18 protein-coding genes are annotated in these 19175 nt (G+C 41.6%); 10 read left to right on the top strand and 8 right to left on the bottom strand.

Annotation, left to right across the window (positions count from 1 at the left end):
- Positions 1-372 precede the first annotated feature (372 nt).
- The 3 genes from JMW90_RS05120 to pilG form a co-directional block, all read right to left on the bottom strand.
- On the bottom strand, positions 373-903 hold the full coding sequence (locus tag JMW90_RS05120) for a chemotaxis protein CheW (protein ID WP_201561991.1): 531 nt from the start codon (positions 901-903) through the stop codon (positions 373-375).
- A gap of 3 nt (positions 904-906) precedes the next feature.
- On the bottom strand, positions 907-1269 hold the full coding sequence (locus JMW90_RS05115; RefSeq protein WP_201561990.1) for a response regulator: 363 nt from the start codon (positions 1267-1269) through the stop codon (positions 907-909).
- Positions 1270-1433: 164 nt separating this feature from the next.
- A complete protein-coding gene (gene pilG / locus JMW90_RS05110; RefSeq protein WP_201561989.1) occupies positions 1434-1811 on the bottom strand; it encodes a twitching motility response regulator PilG in 378 nt (125 codons plus the stop codon).
- 1264 nt (positions 1812-3075) lie between these two features.
- On the opposite strand from pilG, the gene JMW90_RS05105 reads away from it, so the two are divergent.
- The 7 genes from JMW90_RS05105 to JMW90_RS05075 all read left to right on the top strand — a co-directional run bounded on the left by JMW90_RS05105 (position 3076) and on the right by JMW90_RS05075 (position 11884).
- Positions 3076-4317, top strand: a complete 1242-nt coding sequence (locus JMW90_RS05105) for an efflux RND transporter periplasmic adaptor subunit (RefSeq protein WP_201561988.1) — start codon at positions 3076-3078, stop codon at positions 4315-4317.
- A gap of 270 nt (positions 4318-4587) precedes the next feature.
- Positions 4588-5310, top strand: a complete 723-nt coding sequence (locus JMW90_RS05100; protein WP_201561987.1) for a response regulator transcription factor — start codon at positions 4588-4590, stop codon at positions 5308-5310.
- A 137-nt stretch (positions 5311-5447) separates the two neighbouring features.
- The gene (locus tag JMW90_RS05095; protein ID WP_201562085.1) at positions 5448-7553 is read left to right on the top strand and encodes a HAMP domain-containing sensor histidine kinase; all 2106 of its coding nucleotides are present in this window, start codon (positions 5448-5450) and stop codon (positions 7551-7553) included.
- Positions 7554-8015: 462 nt separating this feature from the next.
- Positions 8016-8786 (top strand): methionine ABC transporter ATP-binding protein, encoded by a 771-nt coding sequence (locus JMW90_RS05090; RefSeq protein ID WP_201561986.1) that lies wholly within the window; start codon positions 8016-8018, stop codon positions 8784-8786.
- Positions 8787-8805: 19 nt separating this feature from the next.
- Positions 8806-9492, top strand: a complete 687-nt coding sequence (locus JMW90_RS05085; protein WP_201561985.1) for a methionine ABC transporter permease — start codon at positions 8806-8808, stop codon at positions 9490-9492.
- A 287-nt stretch (positions 9493-9779) separates the two neighbouring features.
- Positions 9780-10754: a MetQ/NlpA family ABC transporter substrate-binding protein gene (locus JMW90_RS05080; protein ID WP_201561984.1), complete on the top strand. Its 975-nt coding sequence runs from the start codon at positions 9780-9782 to the stop codon at positions 10752-10754.
- A gap of 281 nt (positions 10755-11035) precedes the next feature.
- Positions 11036-11884: an aldo/keto reductase gene (locus JMW90_RS05075; RefSeq protein ID WP_201561983.1), complete on the top strand. Its 849-nt coding sequence runs from the start codon at positions 11036-11038 to the stop codon at positions 11882-11884.
- 220 nt (positions 11885-12104) lie between these two features.
- Here the strand turns inward: JMW90_RS05075 and ccmE are convergent, their stop codons facing one another.
- The 5 genes from ccmE to ccmA form a co-directional block, all read right to left on the bottom strand.
- A complete protein-coding gene (gene ccmE, locus JMW90_RS05070) occupies positions 12105-12605 on the bottom strand; it encodes a cytochrome c maturation protein CcmE (RefSeq protein ID WP_201561982.1) in 501 nt (166 codons plus the stop codon).
- A gap of 403 nt (positions 12606-13008) precedes the next feature.
- Positions 13009-13230, bottom strand: coding sequence for a heme exporter protein CcmD (gene ccmD, locus JMW90_RS05065; RefSeq protein ID WP_201561981.1), 222 nt, complete (start codon positions 13228-13230; stop codon positions 13009-13011).
- A 61-nt stretch (positions 13231-13291) separates the two neighbouring features.
- Positions 13292-14080: a heme ABC transporter permease CcmC gene (gene ccmC / locus JMW90_RS05060; protein WP_201561980.1), complete on the bottom strand. Its 789-nt coding sequence runs from the start codon at positions 14078-14080 to the stop codon at positions 13292-13294.
- A 221-nt stretch (positions 14081-14301) separates the two neighbouring features.
- Positions 14302-14958, bottom strand: coding sequence for a heme exporter protein CcmB (locus JMW90_RS05055; protein ID WP_201562084.1), 657 nt, complete (start codon positions 14956-14958; stop codon positions 14302-14304).
- Positions 14959-15083: 125 nt separating this feature from the next.
- The gene (gene ccmA, locus JMW90_RS05050) at positions 15084-15713 is read right to left on the bottom strand and encodes a heme ABC exporter ATP-binding protein CcmA (protein ID WP_201561979.1); all 630 of its coding nucleotides are present in this window, start codon (positions 15711-15713) and stop codon (positions 15084-15086) included.
- Between the two features lie 78 nt (positions 15714-15791).
- On the opposite strand from ccmA, the gene JMW90_RS05045 reads away from it, so the two are divergent.
- The 3 genes from JMW90_RS05045 (at position 15792) to JMW90_RS05035 (ending at position 19061) form a co-directional block, all read left to right on the top strand.
- On the top strand, positions 15792-16886 hold the full coding sequence (locus JMW90_RS05045) for a hypothetical protein (RefSeq protein ID WP_227691865.1): 1095 nt from the start codon (positions 15792-15794) through the stop codon (positions 16884-16886).
- A gap of 74 nt (positions 16887-16960) precedes the next feature.
- The gene (locus JMW90_RS05040) at positions 16961-17887 is read left to right on the top strand and encodes a type III secretion system chaperone family protein (RefSeq protein WP_201561978.1); all 927 of its coding nucleotides are present in this window, start codon (positions 16961-16963) and stop codon (positions 17885-17887) included.
- Between the two features lie 256 nt (positions 17888-18143).
- A complete protein-coding gene (locus JMW90_RS05035; protein WP_201562082.1) occupies positions 18144-19061 on the top strand; it encodes a histone deacetylase family protein in 918 nt (305 codons plus the stop codon).
- The last annotated feature ends 114 nt before the right edge of the window (positions 19062-19175 follow it).

Here is a 19175-nt window from a genome sequence, read left to right as displayed (position 1 = left end):
CGACTGATTGGTTGAAATTTTCTAAATACTGACTGACTAATGACAAGGATTTCACCAGCCAAAATAGACAAATCACACTGACTAGCGCACAAAGCCCCAGTAATAGCCGCCACTTATTATTAGCATCAGTCGTGGTTTTATTAGCACCAGTTACAGGGTTGTTTATAATATCACTCATCGTACTTATTCCTTTCAAACAATCGTCAAAGTCTTGTTGTGACTGACTCTGAAATCATCGTGTTATCAAAAACAACAGTGATGAACAAAGCCTGCATGAATACTGACACACCACCGGATCATGTCAGCTATGATTCTTCTGTCATCGTTTTAATGAACACCTAATGAGCAAACATGAAGTGTCATTAAAGACAGTTATATTGCAGCATCGGTATACTGTAAATCCTGTACCAGTAAGCTTGGCATAAACACATACCAATCTTGTTCATCTTTCAAAAACTTACCATGATTATAAGGCGCAAATGGCGAATTCGGCTCAATGGCTTCTGGGCGATATTGGTCTTGAGTAAACTGTTCAATACCGATCACTTGATCAACAAGCAATCCTGAAAACATATTATTATGGTCAATGACTATAACTTTGCGCTGGCTTATTTGCGCCAAGCGACTGGGCACTTGTAAAAATCGAGACAAATCGGTCAATGGTAGTAAACGCCCACGAATATTGGCGATGCCAAGCATCCAAGGCTTTACTAAGGGTACGCTGGTATATTCTGGCATGGATAATACTTCTGCTACTTGACCCATTGGCGAAACCAAGCGTTGACCGCCAATCTCAAATACCACTCCTTGCCAGTCAAATTCTTGTCCACCGCGGCGCCCACTTTTGCGCGAGCGTGCCATATCCGCTATACGCAGAAGCTCAATAAACCCTCTCGATGCCACAAGCTACTCCATTACTTTACGAATTATCTGCACCAGACCGCTTTCATCGATAGGCTTGGTGATATATTCTTTTGCACCTTGACGCTTGCCCCACACACGATCAGTTTCTTGATTTTTAGTACTGATCATAATGATAGGAATATGTGCTGTTGCCTTGTCACGAGTAATTTTACGTGTTGCCTGAAAACCATTCATCTCAGGCATGACCACGTCCATCAAAATGACGTCTGGCAGATGAGCAACGGCCATTTGGCAGCCTTGTTCACCATTGGTTGCTTCCAATACTTGATAGTTACTTTTAGAAAGCATGTCACGAAATTTCGCCATCTCAGATGGCGAGTCGTCAATGACTAATACAGTAGTCATGGTTATTTCCTCTATTTTAGATGATATCCGTTAGAATATAGGGTTCAAACAAACCGATTGAAGTAATATTTTTATGCTGAACTGAATACATATTACTGATTGTGACAAAAATAACTTATCGCTATATAAAAATTCATGACCACTTTTTATGATCATATTAAAGACTAACGATGCTGATTAATTGCCTCAAAAAGCTCATCCTTACTAAACGGTTTGGTCAGATACTCATCAGAACCCACAATACGTCCACGTGCTTTATCAAATAAACCATCTTTAGATGACAACATAATTACAGGCTTGCTAGCATAGTCAGGGTTATTTTTAATCAAAGCACAAGTTTGATAACCATCCAAACGTGGCATCATGATATCCACAAAAATAATATCTGGATTATGATCTACAATCTTAGCCAAGGCATCAAACCCATCAATCGCAGTTACAACTTCGCAGCCAGCTTTTTGTAGCAAGGTTTCTGCGGTACGGCGAATGGTTTTTGAATCATCAATAACCATTACTTTTAAACCATCAAAATTATTTTCCATTCTCATTGTCCTATTAACGACTATTTATTCATCATGTAGTATGTTCACAGTGCTGTTTATACATAGTGCTGCTTATGGATAGTGATGTTTACTCATAATGCCACTTGGCTATAAACCATTCATCTAAAACAGCGTACCGTCCCTATGAGCCGATTCCACTATAGTCAGTCCTAAATAAAAGAAGTGCAAATGTTATAAAGTACTACTGGGGTTAATTTTTCTTGCTTGCTGTGCCTATGCAGACAGAGGCTGCGAATAATTAACCCCAGTAGTGCTGTACTCCTTTAAAAGTGGATCAACTATACTTATTTTCGGCTTGATAGAAAAACGGTACTACCATGAATCACTATACTCACTTTATGATGAATTATCTTAGTAAATTGGGCGTTATGTTAAATTTTTTTACAGCATGATTATAGCCATAAATTCAATGATTGCTCATACTTTATAATCATTAATTATTGCGAGAAAATTTGATGAATAATTCAATCAAATGCTCTGTCAATAAACGAGTATCTCTTACTCAATATGGCTTGCTATAAAAACAGTTGAATATTTAGTCTCAGCAAAAAACCTACTATATTGAAAACTGACAAAATAAACCAAGTCGCAAATACATATAGTTAGTCCTAAGTAAAAAAATACAAATATTATCAATCACTACTGGGGTTCATTTTTCTTACTTACTGTGCCTAGGCAGACAGAGAATGTGAATCATTAACCCCAGTAGTGCTGTACTCTCTTAAAAGTGCGTCAACTATAGCATCGTTCGTAAATGTCGTCTTTTCAATCATAGTCATTATATAGGACGAGCATCCATCTTACTGAATAATTTACCTTTGTGATAAAAATGTATCAATATATTTTTATATGTTCGTTTTAGCACAGTTACTAACCATTATCCAGTAATTAGTGAAATTATGTTCAAATCAATTTTGTGAATGTAGCAGTTTAACGAATGTTCTCTATATAAAAGCGGCATTCCAAAGCCACTCATCTAGCGCTTATATAGTCCGTTCAAAATAAAAGCTTTACGATTGTTATAACGTGCTATTGGCTATAATTTTTTCTTGCTTGCTGTTCGCAGGCGTGACAGAGGCTGCAAAAAATCTATAGCCGATAGCACTGTATCGTTCTTAAAATGAATCAACTATAAAGAGCTCGGTAAATACAATGCAGCGTAGCCATTTCCCATAGCCGTCATGCACTATATAATAACCGTCATTCACTATATAATAAAAAGTCGTTTATGGTGGTGATTGGTATGACATTTTCTATGCGCTTACTGCATTACATGCGTTTTATAGTCTTACGGGCGGGGCTGTTAAAAAAGAGCGCCTATTTATTGAGCGCCCTATTTCTGATTGCCTGCCAACCCACGTCACCTACCGAAGCGTTGACTAGCGAAAATAATGAGGCAGTTGATATGCCGCTTATTAGTGCCGATAGTGTCACCATCACACCTGATCATATTTTAAGTATCAAACCTACCCGTTATCAGCCGAGCCTTGGCTTACAGGGTCGTATCGATCCTATCAAGCAAATCAACCTTGTGGCGGCGCAGTCGCTAACGGTAGAGCAAGTATTAGTCAGTGAAAACCAGTGGGTAAAAAAAGGCACGCCCCTACTCACGGTTCGACGTCAGGAAATTTCAAACAAAGCGATAGGCTTAGATGATACTGAAACCAATATAGCAGCGGAATTAAATACAACTGCTAGTAATGCTGACAGAGCTACTACTTCTGACAATGCTATTCAGACCTCTGTCCTCAATACAACATCTGCTGCTAATAGTAAAACAATGCTAACACCGCCTGTTATTAACGATAATACTAGCACCGATCTTGTTAGTAATAGCAAAGACAGCACGACGGCAACGCAGACCTCTGATTTGATCACATTGCGTGCCCGTTTTTCAGGGCGCGTAACAAATTTGTCGTTGCAAGCTGGACAAAAGATAGAGGCTCAAACAGCGTTATTGCAGCTCAGTGATGAAACGGAACTGCATTTTATCTCAACCTTACCGATTGAAGCCGAATCACAAATTTCTGTCGGTCAAACTGTCAACTTTACTGCCAAAGATAGAGTGGATAAATTTACCGGTCAGGTCAGTAAAGTACAGGCGGTAAAACAACCGATACAGCTTTTGGTTTATGTGAGCGTTATTAACAATGAAGTCAGTCGCAGTCAGCTAGCGCCTGACATGCAAGTCACCGGTCGGGTTGACTATGGGCAGATAGAAGTGGGTACCATTGTGCCTAAAAACGCCTTGCATAATGTCGATTTGACGCCAATACAGGTGCCGCCTTATAAACCACTGCGTTCTTTGAGTGCTAATATCTGGATTATAGGACAAGATCAGCGCTTGACCCGCCAGCCTATTGAAGTGATTGAGTACGATCCACTGACCAAACAATATTTAATCGCTGGCATCAGTAGTGACAGTTTGATTTGTTTGGCGAACTTACCTATTGAATCTATAGGCAAAAAAGTGGTGGTGTCTTAAGTACAGAGCCAAGTAGTTACATTGTGTAGAAACATTAACAAAGCACGCCTTGTTTAATAACATCCTGTTTAGGCAATATAGCGTATTATGGATAGTATAAATTTCATTCTTTTATTGCACAATATTATTGCACAATATTAAAGCATGGCTTGTACCTTAGATGGCTGTAATATGGGCATTTGGGATAATTGAAAACTAAGGGCAGACGCCACTTCTGTAAATTTAGAAAGTACATTAAGACAAACTATAACAACAACTAGAGGAAACATTATGAGTAAGCAGATTTTGCTAATTGAAGATGATCCAGATTTAGCAGAGTTAATCAGCGATTATCTGACCATGAATTATTATGATGTGCATCATGCAGGTCTTGGTCAAGAAGGTCTTGATTTATTGGATACCAAAGAGCGTGATATTGATTTGGTAGTACTCGACCTTATGCTGCCCGATATGGATGGTATGCAGGTTTGCCAAAAAATACGTGGCAATAAAAACAATATGACCAATAAAGTGCCGATCATTATGTTGACGGCAAAAGGTGATACCACAGACCGTGTATTGGGTCTAGAAATGGGCGCTGATGACTATATCTCCAAACCGTTTGAGCCACGTGAACTGTTGGCTCGTATTCGTGCGGTTATTCGTCGCCATGAACAGCCAAACCAAGCTGACAGTCAATCAGACAGCTTAACTTTCGGTCGTTTGAGCGTATTCCCTGACAGTCATGAAGTGACTATCGATGATCTACCTGTACGCTTGACGACGCATCAATTCCAATTGCTGCATTATTTTGCCACGCATTCTGGCAAAGTACTGAACCGCGAGCAATTGTGGCAAGCCATGCCGAATGATGACAGCTCAGACAACATTGATCGCGCGATTGACGTACATATTTCACGTCTGCGTGCCTTGATAGAGGACAATCCACGTCAGCCAAAACGTATTATTACGGTACGCGGCGTTGGTTATCAGTTTGCAACCGATCAGGTGTAGTCAATAGTAAACTGTTGGCAAATAAACAGTCAAAATGCTTTAAAACGGTAAGTTAAAAGGGGTATCATACGTATGATAACCCCTTTTATGTTTGACCATGTCACGTGGCATAAGCGTTTGATAATAGAGATGATTTGATGCAGCAATTGGGTTTTCGTTCCGTATTTGCCAAGCTATTTGCCAGCGTCATGTTGGCGCTTATCTTATTTGCTGTTGCGATGGTATTATTAACGCAGCTGGTACATGATAAGGATGCAGGCATTCGCTCAGAGGTGTTGGCAACGCAAATTTTGGGACAAATCGATCCTTTTTTGCATGAGCTAAATATTGCGATTGGCAAAGAAAATCGCTTACAATCGCGATTTATGCTAGCCGTAGTCAAAAAAAGTTTTGATATTTTTGATGAGTCATTGCAGGCAAAAATGGGCTTATATGACAGCGAAGGTCATCTGCTGATGCAAACGGATAATAGCGATTTGCCATTAGAGCTTCCTGCCACGCCTTCTTTATTCTCACGTGTTTTCCCCTCTTTTGCAGAAACATCACCAACCAAACAAGCACAAGTCTATAGCAGCACTGGCTATACGCTATTGTATGAATCACGCTTGCCACCCAAAAAGCCGGTACTCTCTGCAGCGCTTAATTTATTTACCGGTACTCTCTTGTTGCTACTCATTATGGCGGGCGTCCTTTGGTGGATTGCCCGTACCATCACTTGGCGTATCAATCAGATGAGTTTACAGATGGCTCAGCTCGGCGATGGTGACTTTACGGTACGAGTGAATGCTCGTGGCAATGATGAAATTGCCTCGCTGGCACGCGGATTCAACCAAGCGGCACAAAAGATTGAGCACCTTATTGATGCCAATAATTTATTACTGGCACATGCCTCTCATGAGCTGCGTACGCCCATCACACGTATCCGCTTACAGATTGAAATGATGGATATGTTGACGGGTACATTGCCAACGGATACCAAAGCCAAGTTTGATAAGCGCGCTCAAGCCATCAATCGTGACCTCTCAGGTCTCAATGATTTGGTCGAGAGTATTTTGCTAGTAAGCCGCTTGGATGCCGGTCATGCCTTACAGCAAGTTGAACATTTGGATATATATGATTTGGTGAATCAAGAGCGCCAACATTATCCTGAAGCCACGTTAATTGGCGAGCACATCGTGATTGATGGTCAATCATCGATGCTCACGCATTTGATTCGCAATCTATTAACCAATGCCATGCTGCATGGTAAGCCACCGGTCACTGTGCTACTTTATGGCGTGCAAACCCTTGAGGAAGCCAAAGATATCCCTGATTTTTTATTGCAGACAGTCCTATGCAGTAGCTTTATAGACTATAACAGCTCAGACTTTTACTCTGATGAAGCATCGCATAGTACAAATCTCCGTAATCATAAGCAAGATACTGCATTAGACAATGATGCTAGCGCAACGCTTCCAAAGCCAAAAGTAGCAAATAGTGATTCTATTGTTGCATTGCCAACACCGCCTATTTATCAAAATGGTGAAAATGTAGTGATTGATGCTGATCCTAGCACTGATAATGAATCTGATAGTATTGTGAATCAAGAAGGCGACAGTGCCACTTTAGATCAAGTAGAGCCTACCAATACGAACGAGACACTTGAAAAAGTCAGTAACTCCTCATTGTTTGTTAACTATCATAGTTTTACATCAGATTTAACCGATAAGTTAAAGAAAGTCATGTGGCGTGCTGTACCTGAGAAGCAAACGTCCTCTGAAACTCCTGACCATGCTATTGAAGATGGCATTGAACAGGGCATTGACAACAATGCTATCAATAGTAACAATGAGAATGCCAATAAAGTTAATAAAAATAGTGATGCTGCGATAACAGAAAGCGATAAATCAATCAATAAAGACAGCCCTAAAACGTCAAATACCATTCGTAAAGAAAGCCTATTTAGCAAACATCTCAAAAAATCTAAAGCGGAGCCCACACGTCCGCTGCCGACGTATGTGGTATTGGCAGTGATCGATGAGGGTGATGGCATCCCTGAAAACAAACGTGAAGAAGTTTTTAGTCCCTTTGTACGCTTACAGCAAAAAAACAAAGGCTCAGGGCTTGGCTTATCATTGGTTTCACAAATTGTCACTGCCCATCAAGGAAGAATCACTACTGACACTATTAATGGTCATACGCGATTTTTGGTGGTACTACCTGTCAAACTTGATCCTCACTACAATCATTATGACCACTTGTAAATAATACTGGTCATTCATAGCGAAGGAATAGCGAATAACCTTTTATACGCTACTTTTGAATGCTATCCCTTCAAAGCGTATTGTATTGTTAACAATTTGAGCTCTATCTTGAGCCTTATATGGTCTGTGAAAAGTAATATCGACACATTATGTACTGCTGGTATCAATTTTTCTTGCTTGCTGTGCCTACGCAGACAGAAGCTGCAAAAAATTTGTACCAGCAGCACTGTAGCGTTTTTAGAGTATTTTGACTATACATTTTCATTCTACACATCTTCATTTCGACTGAACTGAGTTGTCAGTCAATCACGGATGGCCGTATCCAAAACCTTGCATAATATGCTATATTAGCGCCCCTTATTATGGGGTTAGTGAATGTTGTTTTAACTCAGCTATTAAACAGCCAGAGAGACGACGACCAATTCATAACCACTAAAACATTTATTGAATTTTGAGCCTTCCATGAGTGACATGATTGTCTTAAACGATGTGACCAAAAGTTTTTTGAGTGACCGGTCTATAAAAGATAAAGAGGGTAAGCCACATTGGTTTACTGCTGTCGAGCCGACGTCACTGACTGTTCAGCAAGGTGAGATTTTTGGCTTGATGGGCTATTCAGGGGCTGGTAAATCAACGCTTTTACGCTTGATTAATTTGCTTGAGCGTCCTGATTCAGGTCAAGTGATTGTCGATGGTACAGACCTAACTACCCTGTCTGCCAGTGATTTGCGTATCGCCCGTCACAATATCGGTATGGTTTTTCAGCAGTTTAATCTGATGTCTAACCGCACCGTCTTTGATAATGTTGCCTTTAATTTAACAGTTGCAGGTTACCCTCGCGCTGATATTCATCAGCGTGTCATGGATTGTTTAGACATCGTTGACTTAACTGATCGTGCTAGTCACTATCCTGCGCAGTTGTCAGGTGGACAAAAACAGCGCGTTGGTATCGCTCGGGCGATTGCACCAAGCCCCAAAGTGCTCCTCGCTGATGAGCCAACCAGCGCGCTTGACCCTGCCACCACGCGCAGTTTATTAACCTGTTTACGTGATATCAATGAGCAGCTTGGCGTCACTATCGTCATTGTGACTCATGAGATGAGCGTCATTCGTAGATTATGTGACCGCGCGGCATTGTTACATCAAGGACAATTACTTGAAGTTGCAGATATCCGCGACGGTCTCATTCAGGCCACCACCCCAATTGGCAAAGGCTTAGTCTTTGAGGACTAATGAGGCAGGAGAGATAAACATGATAACCGGTGCTGAATTATCCGCCTCGATAGACAAGCTACTCGTGCTGCGTAAAGAGATTTGGCAGGCGTTTTTAGATACTTTTATTATGCTTGGTATTTCAACGACAGTCGCCATTCTTATCGGTGGTCTGTTTGGCGTTTTCTTATTTTTATCCAGTGATCGGCAGTTTTTGCAAAATAAGACGCTCTATGCTGTTCTTGGCGGCATCACGAACTTTATGCGTGCTTTTCCATTCGTCATTTTGATGATTGCGATGAGCCCCTTTACTAAAGCCATCGTCGGTACCGGTATTGGTCCTATCGCCGCCTCACTAGTGCTTGCGATTGCAGGCTCATTTTACTTTGCGCGCTTAGTCGAACAAAACTTGCGTGAAGTGCCGCGCGGTATTATTGAAGCGACCGAATCGATGGGTGCAAGACCCTTTACCATCATCAAGGTACTGCTCAATGAAGCCCGTTCTGGCTTGGTTTTATCTGTGACCATCCTTTGTATCAGCTTGCTCTCTTTTTCAGCAGCAGCTGGCATGATCGGCGGCGGCGGTTTGGGTGATTTGGCCATTCGTTATGGCTATTACCGTTATCAGACTGAGGTCATGGTATTCATTGTCATTATGCTATCAATCATGGTCATCGGTATCCAAGCCTTGGGCAATTGGATAGCGACCCGATTAGATAAACGTTAAAAACCTGTGATTACTTGGTTCATTGAAATTGGCTATTGATGATTGATGATTGAATAATGCTTGATATAAATAATACACAGGGTCCAATGCTGATTCATCCTAAGCAAATGCTTGACTTTGTAACTGATTCCCTTTAATTTTGATACTATATTAACACTCGTTAACTTAGCAGCATTACTATACATAATGTTGCTTTTTTAATGCAGTTTTTTTAATTCTGTTTTTACTCTCAGTATTTTACCCTTTGATTCTTACCCTTTGATTCTTACCCTTATTAAGGAAGTTACATGAAATTAACAGATATCAGCCGTCAAGTAGCGACGGCATTTGCTGCTGTTGGCGTATCAAGTCTCGTATTGGTTGGTTGCAACAATTCATCAGCACCAGAGGCCACCAAAGAGCCAGTCACTGAAGGCACAACCGAAACCACCAATACAGAAGCCACTACGACCAGTGATATCGACCCTGAACACAGCAAAATCGTCATCGGTACCACCGAAGGCGACTTTGCCGATATGGTTCGTAACCAAGTAAAAGGTTCACTCGAAGCACAAGGCTATGAAGTAGAGCTAGTAACCTTTACTGATTATGTCCGTCCAAACGTTGCGTTAGCAGATGGCGACTTAGACATCAATATCTTCCAACATAAGCCGTATCTAGATACCTTCAAAAAAGAAAACAATCTTGATTTGGTAGAAGTCTTTCAAGTACCAACTGCTCCATTAGGTATTTACGCTGGTAAAAAAACCAAAATCGAAGAAGTCTATAAGGGCATGAGCGTCTCTGCACCGAATGACCCAAGTAACTTTGCTCGCGCATTAGTCATGATGAATGAGCTTGGCTGGATTACCCTAAAAGACAATATCGACCCATTGACTGCCTCAAAAGCTGATATCGCTGACAACAGCAAATACGACATAAAAATCGTTGAGCTAGAAGCAGCGCAATTACCGCGTGCGCGTGATGAAGTAGACTTTGCCATTATTAATGGTAACTACGCGACTGACTCTGGTATCAAGTTAACTGAAGCATTATTCCAAGAGCCAAGCTTTGCTTATGTGAACTGGTCTGCCGTCAAAACGGCCGACAAAGATAAAAAATGGGTCAAAGACGTGACCAACGCTTATAACTCAGATGCCTTTAAAAAGTACGCTCACGACACTTTCCCTGGCTACAAATATCCAAAAATCTGGGGTGCTGACAAGAGCACAAATACCTCTACCGCTGCAAGTACTGCCCCTGTAGAAGATCCTGCTAAATAAGCTATTGAACAAAAAAATACCCTAAACCTATGGGTATTTTGATAGTTGTAGACGCTCATTACTGAATAGTAATGGGCGTTTTTTTGTCTGTATTTTAGGAATGATAAGCAAAAATAATTTAAATGACGTTACAGCCTGTTTGTCGTTTGTATGAAAGCGTCACTTGCCCTTTCACTTACCGCAATTTCTTTCTATAGTGGCTAAGCTTAATAGAGACTGGAACATTATATTTCTGCTTAAACACTCTATTAATAAATCACAAAAACCACAAGGATAATAATATGCGTGCTAAAACTTATAATATTCGTACCGCTGGACAAGCAAATATTCCGGTACTAGGGCTTGGCACTTGGCAATCGACGGGACAAGACTGTATCGATGTCGTCAGTCAGGGACTAAAAATGGGCTACGAGCATATCGATACTGCCCAAGCGTATGACAACGAAGTCGAGGTTGGTAAAGGTATCAAGCAATCAGGCGTCGCTCGCGATACGTTTTTTTTAACGACAAAAATATTCCCAGATGACATGAAGTTTGAGCCGGAAAAACTAATCGCAGCAGCTAAGCGCTCTTTAGAAAATTTAGACACGGATTATGTCGATTTACTGCTACTACATTGGCCTGATGACCGTGTGCCTTTGTCACAGACTATTCCTGCCCTATGCGAGCTGCAAAAACAGGGGCTGACTCGTAATATCGGCGTTTCTAACTTTAATATCGCCAATATCATCGAAGCCGAGAAATACGCTGACGTGCCTATCGTCGTCAATCAAGTCGAGTTTCATCCTTTTATTAAGCAAAACACCTTGCAGACTTTTTTAAACAACCATCATATTTTATTAGAAGCTTACTCGCCACTTGCGCGCGGTGATGTCTTTGATAACGATATTATCAAAGAGATTGCCCATAATCATAAGGTTACGCCAGCGCAGATATCGTTGGCTTGGATTTTGTCAGATAAGCTGCGCATTGCGATTCCAAAAACGGCTAATCCTGACCATCTACAAGGCAATCTAGATGCTATCAATGTGCAATTGAGCAGCGATGAGATTGAAAAAATAAGCAGCTTAGCGCGTGCTGATGGTCGTAAAATTAAGCATCCAGATTATTCGCCAGAATGGGATGATTAAATCAACATTGATGACTATGCAAGTTGCATAAAAAAGCCAGTGAGACCTACTCACTGGCTTTTTTAGTTTAAGTATAGTCAGGGAAAAGTAATATCGATACATCAAGTACTGCTGATATTAATTTTTCTTGCTTGCTGTGCCTATGCAGACAGAGGCTGCAAAAAATTTATACCAGCAGCACTGTAGCGTTTTTGAGATATTCTAACTATACTGACCATCATTATTGCTGCAACGTTTTCGTCTCATGGAGCTGTTCGGCTGGATTGTATTGCTCAGAAGACGGTACCGCACCATTACGATTGTTTTCTTTCATCGATTTGGCAACTTCTGGCGGCATATAGTTTTCATCATGCTTTGCCAATACTTCACCTGCGACAAAAGTATCGCCTTGCATTTTACCCGTGGCCACTACCCCTGAGTTTTCAGCGAACAAATCTGGCAAGATACCTTGATAAGTGACCGGTACGGTCGACTGAAAATCCGTGATAGCAAATTCAACGCTCAACGGATCGTTTGGCGCACGCTGCACACTGCCTGCTACGACCATGCCACCTGCACGGATACGTTTGTCTTGTGGTGCTTCACCTTGCGCAATGGCGGTCGCGTCGAAATAGTAATCGGTTTGTTGCCCAATAGCATAAATCACCAACACCACAGCTATCGCTGCTCCTGCAAGGGTAAACATCACCCACATTAGTTTTTTGCGACGAACTGCGTTCATACCACTACCTCATTGATGAGTCGCTGTTTTACATCCTATCTATTTATAAAACAGAAAATATTAAATATTGAGTATTAAAGAAACTACCATTAGAAAAACGTCCTAAAAATGTCTTTCTAATCGTACTCTTCTAATAACTATATGGTAGCATTTTTGCTATAACTCAATACGTCTAGTACCCTTTATTAAGACTCTTTATCCGCTCCCTTATTTATCAGCGAAATACATTAAATTCAGGCAGTAAAGGTCTGATACAGTGATTTTATTATAAAAGTGTTATAGCGCTATTGGTATAAATTTTACTGGCGTGCTGCGTTCCCAGAGGCTGCGTAAAATTCATACCAATAGCGCGTTTAAATTTTCATAACATTTTTATTTTCATCTGACTATATAAAAATTATTTTTAGTCAGTATTTTTGATCACAGGTGTTTGAATTCTGGTCGTGCGCTGTGCTTGACGGGCTTGCTGAATCGCCAGCTGCTTGATAAGGGCTTGTCTTTGACGACGGCTATAAAATACAAAACCCAGCATCATACCAACGGTAATCGCCCAGCATGACCAGACAAACACCCCATGCTTACCCATGGCAATAAACTCAGAAAAACTATAAAAGTAAGGCTGCATTATATTTTCCTAGCCGTTATTTGGTTGCTCGACAGTAATTACAGGCATTAAGGCATTACAGTCATTTGGCTTGCCCGCGAATGTATTCTTTCACCCACGCTTTACCTTGGTCACGATGCAAGATTAGCGTATTGGTACGATAAATCGCTAAGGTCGCAACCAGTAGATAACTACCGATAATCATCAATAACAACGGCAGCCACATATCTGCTGACATCTTAGGTGCAGCAGTCAAGGTAAAGGTCGATCCTTGATGTAAGGTGTTCCACCACTCTACTGAATACTTGATAATCGGCAAATTCACTGCACCAACAATAGACAAAATAGCCGCCGCTTTACCGCGATTTGCCGTATGTTCAAAGGCTGCAAATAACGCCATCACACCGGCATATAAAAACGCCAAAATCAGCATTGATGTCAGCCGCGCATCCCAAACCCAATAAGTACCCCACGTGGGTTTTGCCCAAATAGAACCTGTTAATAAGCTGATGACACAGAGTAAAAATCCCAGAGGGGCAAGTGCCTGAGCGACAAGGCTTGCTGTCTTAATTTTCCAGACTAAATAGATCGCCCCAAGCACTGCTAAGGCAAAATAAATGGAAATAGCAAGGCTGGCCGCTGGTACGTGAATAAAGATAATGCGATAGCTGTTGCCTTGGAGATAATCAGGCGGCGCAAAAGCAAGACCCCAAATACTGCCGATGAGCAAGCAAAGGCTTGCCAGTATCGCAAGCCACTTGACCCAAGGCGAAAAGATGCGAAAAAACTCCTTGGTACCCACCGTGGTCAAGAAAACTTGCCAAATGCGTTGCCATAGGCTAGGAGATGAGACATTATTCAGGTTGGGCATGGACATAAACCTATTGCGCAGCTTGTTGATTATGGTCGATATAGCGCCTTATTAACGCTATTGCTCGCAAACCTGCTGGCGTTAAACGCTGGATAGAATCTACCAATGACTGTTTGTTCGATGAAGCATTGATAAGTCATTATAGCAAAGTTGCTCGTTTTCATCATGTTGTTAATATAAAAGGCTTTAATAATAGGAAAACACTTTGCCAGTATAACGTCTTAATTTAACCACGACATTTTCAACGTCATAGCAATCACCCATGGCATAATCAAAACTGACATAATACTACCTGCCAGCAATAACGCCAAAATAGGCAAACCGTTAAGACCCGTAGCAAATAGATCAACCGCACCCGTCGCAAAAATCAATACCGGCAATTGCATCGGCAAAGCGATTAAAGGCACCAGTACAGCGCCATTTTTGAGCGATAGCGTCAAACTGCTAGCAACCGCTGACAGCATGAGCAGCATCGGACTGCCAGCGACGATGGAAGCCATCAATATCCATGCCTCAAACCAGCTCAGTTGAAATAAAGGCACGGCAAGCAGACTTAAAGCCGCCACAATACCGCTGCTAAATACCCAGTGAATCACCAATCGAATTAGCACCCATAACGGTAATGAGGCCTTAGCGACAATCAATTGCGCCAATGTACCATTATCAAAGGCCGGCTTAAACAAACCATCGACGCCCATGACAAGCGACAGTAAGGCAGCAATCCATACCGCTGCTACACCAAGGCGTTGTAGTAGTGCAGGCTCACTCCCAACCGCCAGCGGAAACAAGGTAATAATCACCAAAAACAATACTAGCGGATACAACCACTGCACTGCCCCTTGCTGCTTAACTTGCCATTCACGGCGCCACAGCTGCATAAAACTGATACTACGCGCAGCAGCTACATGAGCATTTGAGCTTGTTTTCACGGTTTGTACTGGACTGTCTGTGTCTATCATTTATTTGCTCTTCATGATGCCTATCGCACTTAAATCAATACTATTTATACCATATAATCAGACAAATCAAGCAGCTGATTGACAACCTCAACGGCTTGATGGCTGGTCATTAATATCGCACCGCCCTCATTGGCAAAATCGCGCAATCTTTCTTCCATCCGTGCCACCATATCGACATCAAGCGCGGTAAATGGCTCATCAAGTAGCCATAATGGCGTCACTTCTGGCGTCAATAAATATAAGCGTGCAAGGGTGATTCGCCTTGTTTGACCTGCGGATAAATGGCTTGAGCTTATGGTCTCAAATCCTTGCAATCCTACCCAAACAAGGGCGTCATCAATATCAGCTTTGCTTGGTGTGATACCATATAAATTCAGCAAAAAAGTGAGGTTTTGGGCGACAGTGAGATTTGGATGAATACCCAATTGATGCGAGACATATAAAGGCTGAATCGGCAAACTTACCGTTCCTTGATAATAAACGTCACCCGTCAGTACCGGTAACAATCCAGCTAATTGCATCAGTAGCGTCGTTTTACCCGTACCATTTGCCCCTATCAAATGACAGATGCTACCAGCAGCTAGGTTGAGAGTCACTGCTTCACATAGAGGGATTTCACCGCGCTGAACCGTGAGGTTATCGAGCGCAAGTAGAGCGCTATCTAGAGCTGTCATCAAAACCTCTCATTTATTAATATAAGCCGCGGTCAATATTCATCACAAATAAAGACAATGTTCGTGTCATAATACCTCATGCCCACCACAACCACACAGTATAACAAATTGTCGATTACTATGACCTCAAAACCTATTCACACCACAAAAGATATTCAAAATCCAAACACGCCAGCGTTAACGATAGACGGCTTAATTGATGCGCAAGTGGCTTTTATGCAGCAATGGTTATGTAAGCAAGCTGAACCGCTTAGCATGGAAGCTTGGCAGTGGTTCGGTGGGCAGCCATTGTCTAAATATATCAGTCGCGATGATTTGCAATACCTGCTTAATGATTGGCTGCTAAATCATCCGCTAAGTGAGGTGATGCGCGCTGATATTCGTGATATTTTGCATACGGTGATTTATCATCCGGTCAATGACAATGTGCCGTTATCAGAGCTTGTCGATGATACGCAAGTTGCAACGCTAGCGGACTATATCGGCAGCCATGAACAGCAGCGCAATATATTGATTCATACGCTGATTGGCAATGAGACATTTACAGACTTACTTACCCAAACGCTATATCACGCCATCAATGACTTTATGGAAACCACCTTAGACAAAGCAGGCGGCGTCGGTAAACTGATGAAACTTGGGCGCAGCTCGTTTGAAAAAGTAACCAATAAAAACCTTGATGAAAAGTTGCAGACGTATCTGCATCGCAATATTAAAGATTTGGCGCATCGCGCAGAAGCCAATGCCAAAGCGCATTTATCGAACGAGGAAGTCGCGCGATTATTGGTCACTGGTTGGGCACGGATTAAAGCGCAGCCGATTAGCCATATCCAAACCTATCTACGTGATGAGCCTGACAATAGCAGTATCGATCATATTGAAGCCAGTATTGGGCAGAGCTACAACCGCTTGCGTATGTCGCCCTATTTACATAGTCTAGTAGCAGCTGGCGTCGATACTTGGTATCGCAATCATCAAGCCGATACCATAGCGACTGTGGCAGCAAGCTTACATATCGATGAGCAAGCAATGGCGCAATTGACTCCTACCCTCTTACCTATCATTAATGATGCGCTTGCAAGCGAATGGTTGACGGCACACCTTCGCGAAATGCTGCAAGAATTTTATAACCAACCCAATATTAAAGCCAGTTTGGGTTTTAACGACCAGTAATTTATTTTTGCCTGCTTCTTTATGTGTATTTTTTCTTAATCTTTATATTTCATTTGTTGGTTAGCAGACTATTTATGAGTCAACGTAATAAACTCAGCTTATGGCAAAAAATGAAGCAGCTGCTAACCGCATCAACTGTGCGATTTGTTATTGATAATATTAAATCGTCGAAGGATTTGACAAGTGCTGACTTTGATGAGATTGATGAGATTGATAGTCAGGTGAGTGCTTCACAAGTAGCAACTGATAATGTTAGTACGGATAAGGTTAGTACGGATAATATTAATACTAATCATAAAGAAAATGACCCTAACAATATTGACAGCGCTGTCAGCGACAAAAATGCGTCTAGGGCAGACACAAATGTCGCTGATAACATCGAAACAATGAATAAATCTATCGAAGTTGAAACCGATATTGATACAGCTATTGGCAAGGATTTGCAAAATAGTGCAGAGCAAAAAAGTGATAGCGATATACCTATTGTCGATTATCTAAAACAGTACTTTGATGATAAAGAGTGGCACTATAATCATTATCAGCCCAAAATAAGAGACAGCCAAAAATCACACTATTTGTCTTTAAGAATGCGTAATAAACGGCTTGATTGCGGTTATCTGTTTCGGGTACAAGAGAGAAATAAGCTGCTGGCAGTCTATGGCATCTTGCCATTTTTGATACCAGAGAGTCATCAAAGTGCCGCTATGTTATTAATGACTCAAATCAACTATGACATGGTGATTGGCAATTTAGAGATGGATGTCAATGATGGTGAGATACGCTATAAAAACGCCATTGATATCGAAGCGGTCGGTCTTGATGACGATATTCTTGAGCATTTATTGCAAAGTATCGTTGCCATGACGACGGTTGCTCATGAGATATTTAGCGATTTGGTCAATAACCAAAACCCTGCTGAAGAATTACCAGACCTCCTGTTGCAGCTACGTAAGCAAGCAGACTCACGAACCTTCTTTTTGCCTACTCAGTTTGTTCAGTAAGACTTTACTTTTCTTATATTGAAATCACTTTAAAACCATCAGTTTAGACTCCCCATTGTAAACAACCCTCTACTCAAGAAACCCTCAATACTATAGTCAAAATACTCTAAAACCGCTACGGTACTGCTGGTATAAATTTTTTGCAGCCTCTGTCTGCATGGGCACAGCAAGCAAGAAAAGTTGATACCAGCAGTACATAATGTGTCGATATTACTTTTCACTGACTATATATTAAAAATATGATGTTAAAAATATGATGCTAAAAATTGCCTACTCTGATATTTTCCGTTACTCCGTACCCGAAAAACATCGCTTTCCCATGCAAAAATACACCATGATTCCTGAGCGACTATTAGCAGAAGGAACCATTAGTGCCGATAATTTTTTTGCCCCTACGCGCTTAAGTGAAAATGAGATTTTAACGACGCACACTGCTGACTATTGGTATCAGCTTAAGACCCAGACATTACCACGAAAAGAAGCGCGAGCGATCGGTTTTGAGATGACACCAGAGCTGGTAGAACGTGGTCGTTATATTGCTCACGCGACTTATGAATGCGCGCTTTTTGCGCAGCAATACGGCGTGGCAATGAATGTTGCGGGCGGCACTCATCATGCCTTTGCTGATCATGGCGAGGGATTCTGCGTCTTTAATGATGTCTGTGTCGCAAGCAACTTATTGCTCGATCGCGGACAAGCGCAAAGAATTTTGGTCATTGATTTGGATGTTCATCAAGGCAATGGTAATGCCAGTATCATGGCAGATGAGCCACGTGTTTTTATTTTTAGCATGCACGGCGCAAAGAACTATCCGTTTCGTAAACAAGTATCAGATTTGGATATTGAGCTGGATAACGATACCGGTGATGAGGAGTACTTGCAGATTTTAGAGGATACGCTACCGCGCTTAATCGCCGATTTCGTACCTGATATGATTTTTTATCAGTCTGCGGTTGATGTACTGGCAACGGACAAATTGGGCAAGCTTGGGTTGACAATAGAAGGCTGCAAGGCGCGTGATGAATATGTTCTACGCCAAGCCAAAACCGCCAATATTCCAATCGCTATCGTCATGGGCGGCGGTTATTCAGAAGATATCAATGATGTGGTTGAAGCGCACTGCAATACCTTTCGACTGGCGCAGCAGATATTCTTTGGTAAGGCAGTTGAGTAAGTGATATCGTCATTATTCGATGCTTATTTTCGATGCTTATTTTCGATATAGGTGCTTATGTAATGAGTCATCGTACTAATCATTGTAGCGTGACTACAGTCAGTCCTAAATAAA

It is taken from the genome of Psychrobacter glacincola, assembly GCF_904846215.1.
Taxonomy (GTDB): Bacteria; Pseudomonadota; Gammaproteobacteria; order Pseudomonadales; family Moraxellaceae; genus Psychrobacter; species Psychrobacter glacincola.
Note: the sequence above shows the minus strand (reverse complement) of the source record. Positions and strands in the feature narration are given on the sequence as shown.

Coding starts and splice junctions, on each gene's coding strand:
- JMW90_RS05055 (WP_201562084.1), bottom strand. CDS start 14,958: ATGCAGCTGTGGCGCCGTGAATGGCAAGTTAAGCAGCAAGGGGCAGTG.
- JMW90_RS05090 (WP_201561986.1), top strand. CDS start 8,016: ATGAGTGACATGATTGTCTTAAACGATGTGACCAAAAGTTTTTTGAGT.
- pilG (WP_201561989.1), bottom strand. CDS start 1,811: ATGGAAAATAATTTTGATGGTTTAAAAGTAATGGTTATTGATGATTCA.
- JMW90_RS05075 (WP_201561983.1), top strand. CDS start 11,036: ATGCGTGCTAAAACTTATAATATTCGTACCGCTGGACAAGCAAATATT.
- JMW90_RS05105 (WP_201561988.1), top strand. CDS start 3,076: ATGACATTTTCTATGCGCTTACTGCATTACATGCGTTTTATAGTCTTA.
- JMW90_RS05100 (WP_201561987.1), top strand. CDS start 4,588: ATGAGTAAGCAGATTTTGCTAATTGAAGATGATCCAGATTTAGCAGAG.
- ccmC (WP_201561980.1), bottom strand. CDS start 14,080: ATGCCCAACCTGAATAATGTCTCATCTCCTAGCCTATGGCAACGCATT.
- ccmE (WP_201561982.1), bottom strand. CDS start 12,605: ATGAACGCAGTTCGTCGCAAAAAACTAATGTGGGTGATGTTTACCCTT.
- JMW90_RS05080 (WP_201561984.1), top strand. CDS start 9,780: ATGAAATTAACAGATATCAGCCGTCAAGTAGCGACGGCATTTGCTGCT.
- ccmD (WP_201561981.1), bottom strand. CDS start 13,230: ATGCAGCCTTACTTTTATAGTTTTTCTGAGTTTATTGCCATGGGTAAG.
- JMW90_RS05085 (WP_201561985.1), top strand. CDS start 8,806: ATGATAACCGGTGCTGAATTATCCGCCTCGATAGACAAGCTACTCGTG.
- JMW90_RS05095 (WP_201562085.1), top strand. CDS start 5,448: ATGCAGCAATTGGGTTTTCGTTCCGTATTTGCCAAGCTATTTGCCAGC.
- JMW90_RS05035 (WP_201562082.1), top strand. CDS start 18,144: ATGCTAAAAATTGCCTACTCTGATATTTTCCGTTACTCCGTACCCGAA.
- ccmA (WP_201561979.1), bottom strand. CDS start 15,713: ATGACAGCTCTAGATAGCGCTCTACTTGCGCTCGATAACCTCACGGTT.
- JMW90_RS05045 (WP_227691865.1), top strand. CDS start 15,792: ATGCCCACCACAACCACACAGTATAACAAATTGTCGATTACTATGACC.
- JMW90_RS05115 (WP_201561990.1), bottom strand. CDS start 1,269: ATGACTACTGTATTAGTCATTGACGACTCGCCATCTGAGATGGCGAAA.
- JMW90_RS05040 (WP_201561978.1), top strand. CDS start 16,961: ATGAGTCAACGTAATAAACTCAGCTTATGGCAAAAAATGAAGCAGCTG.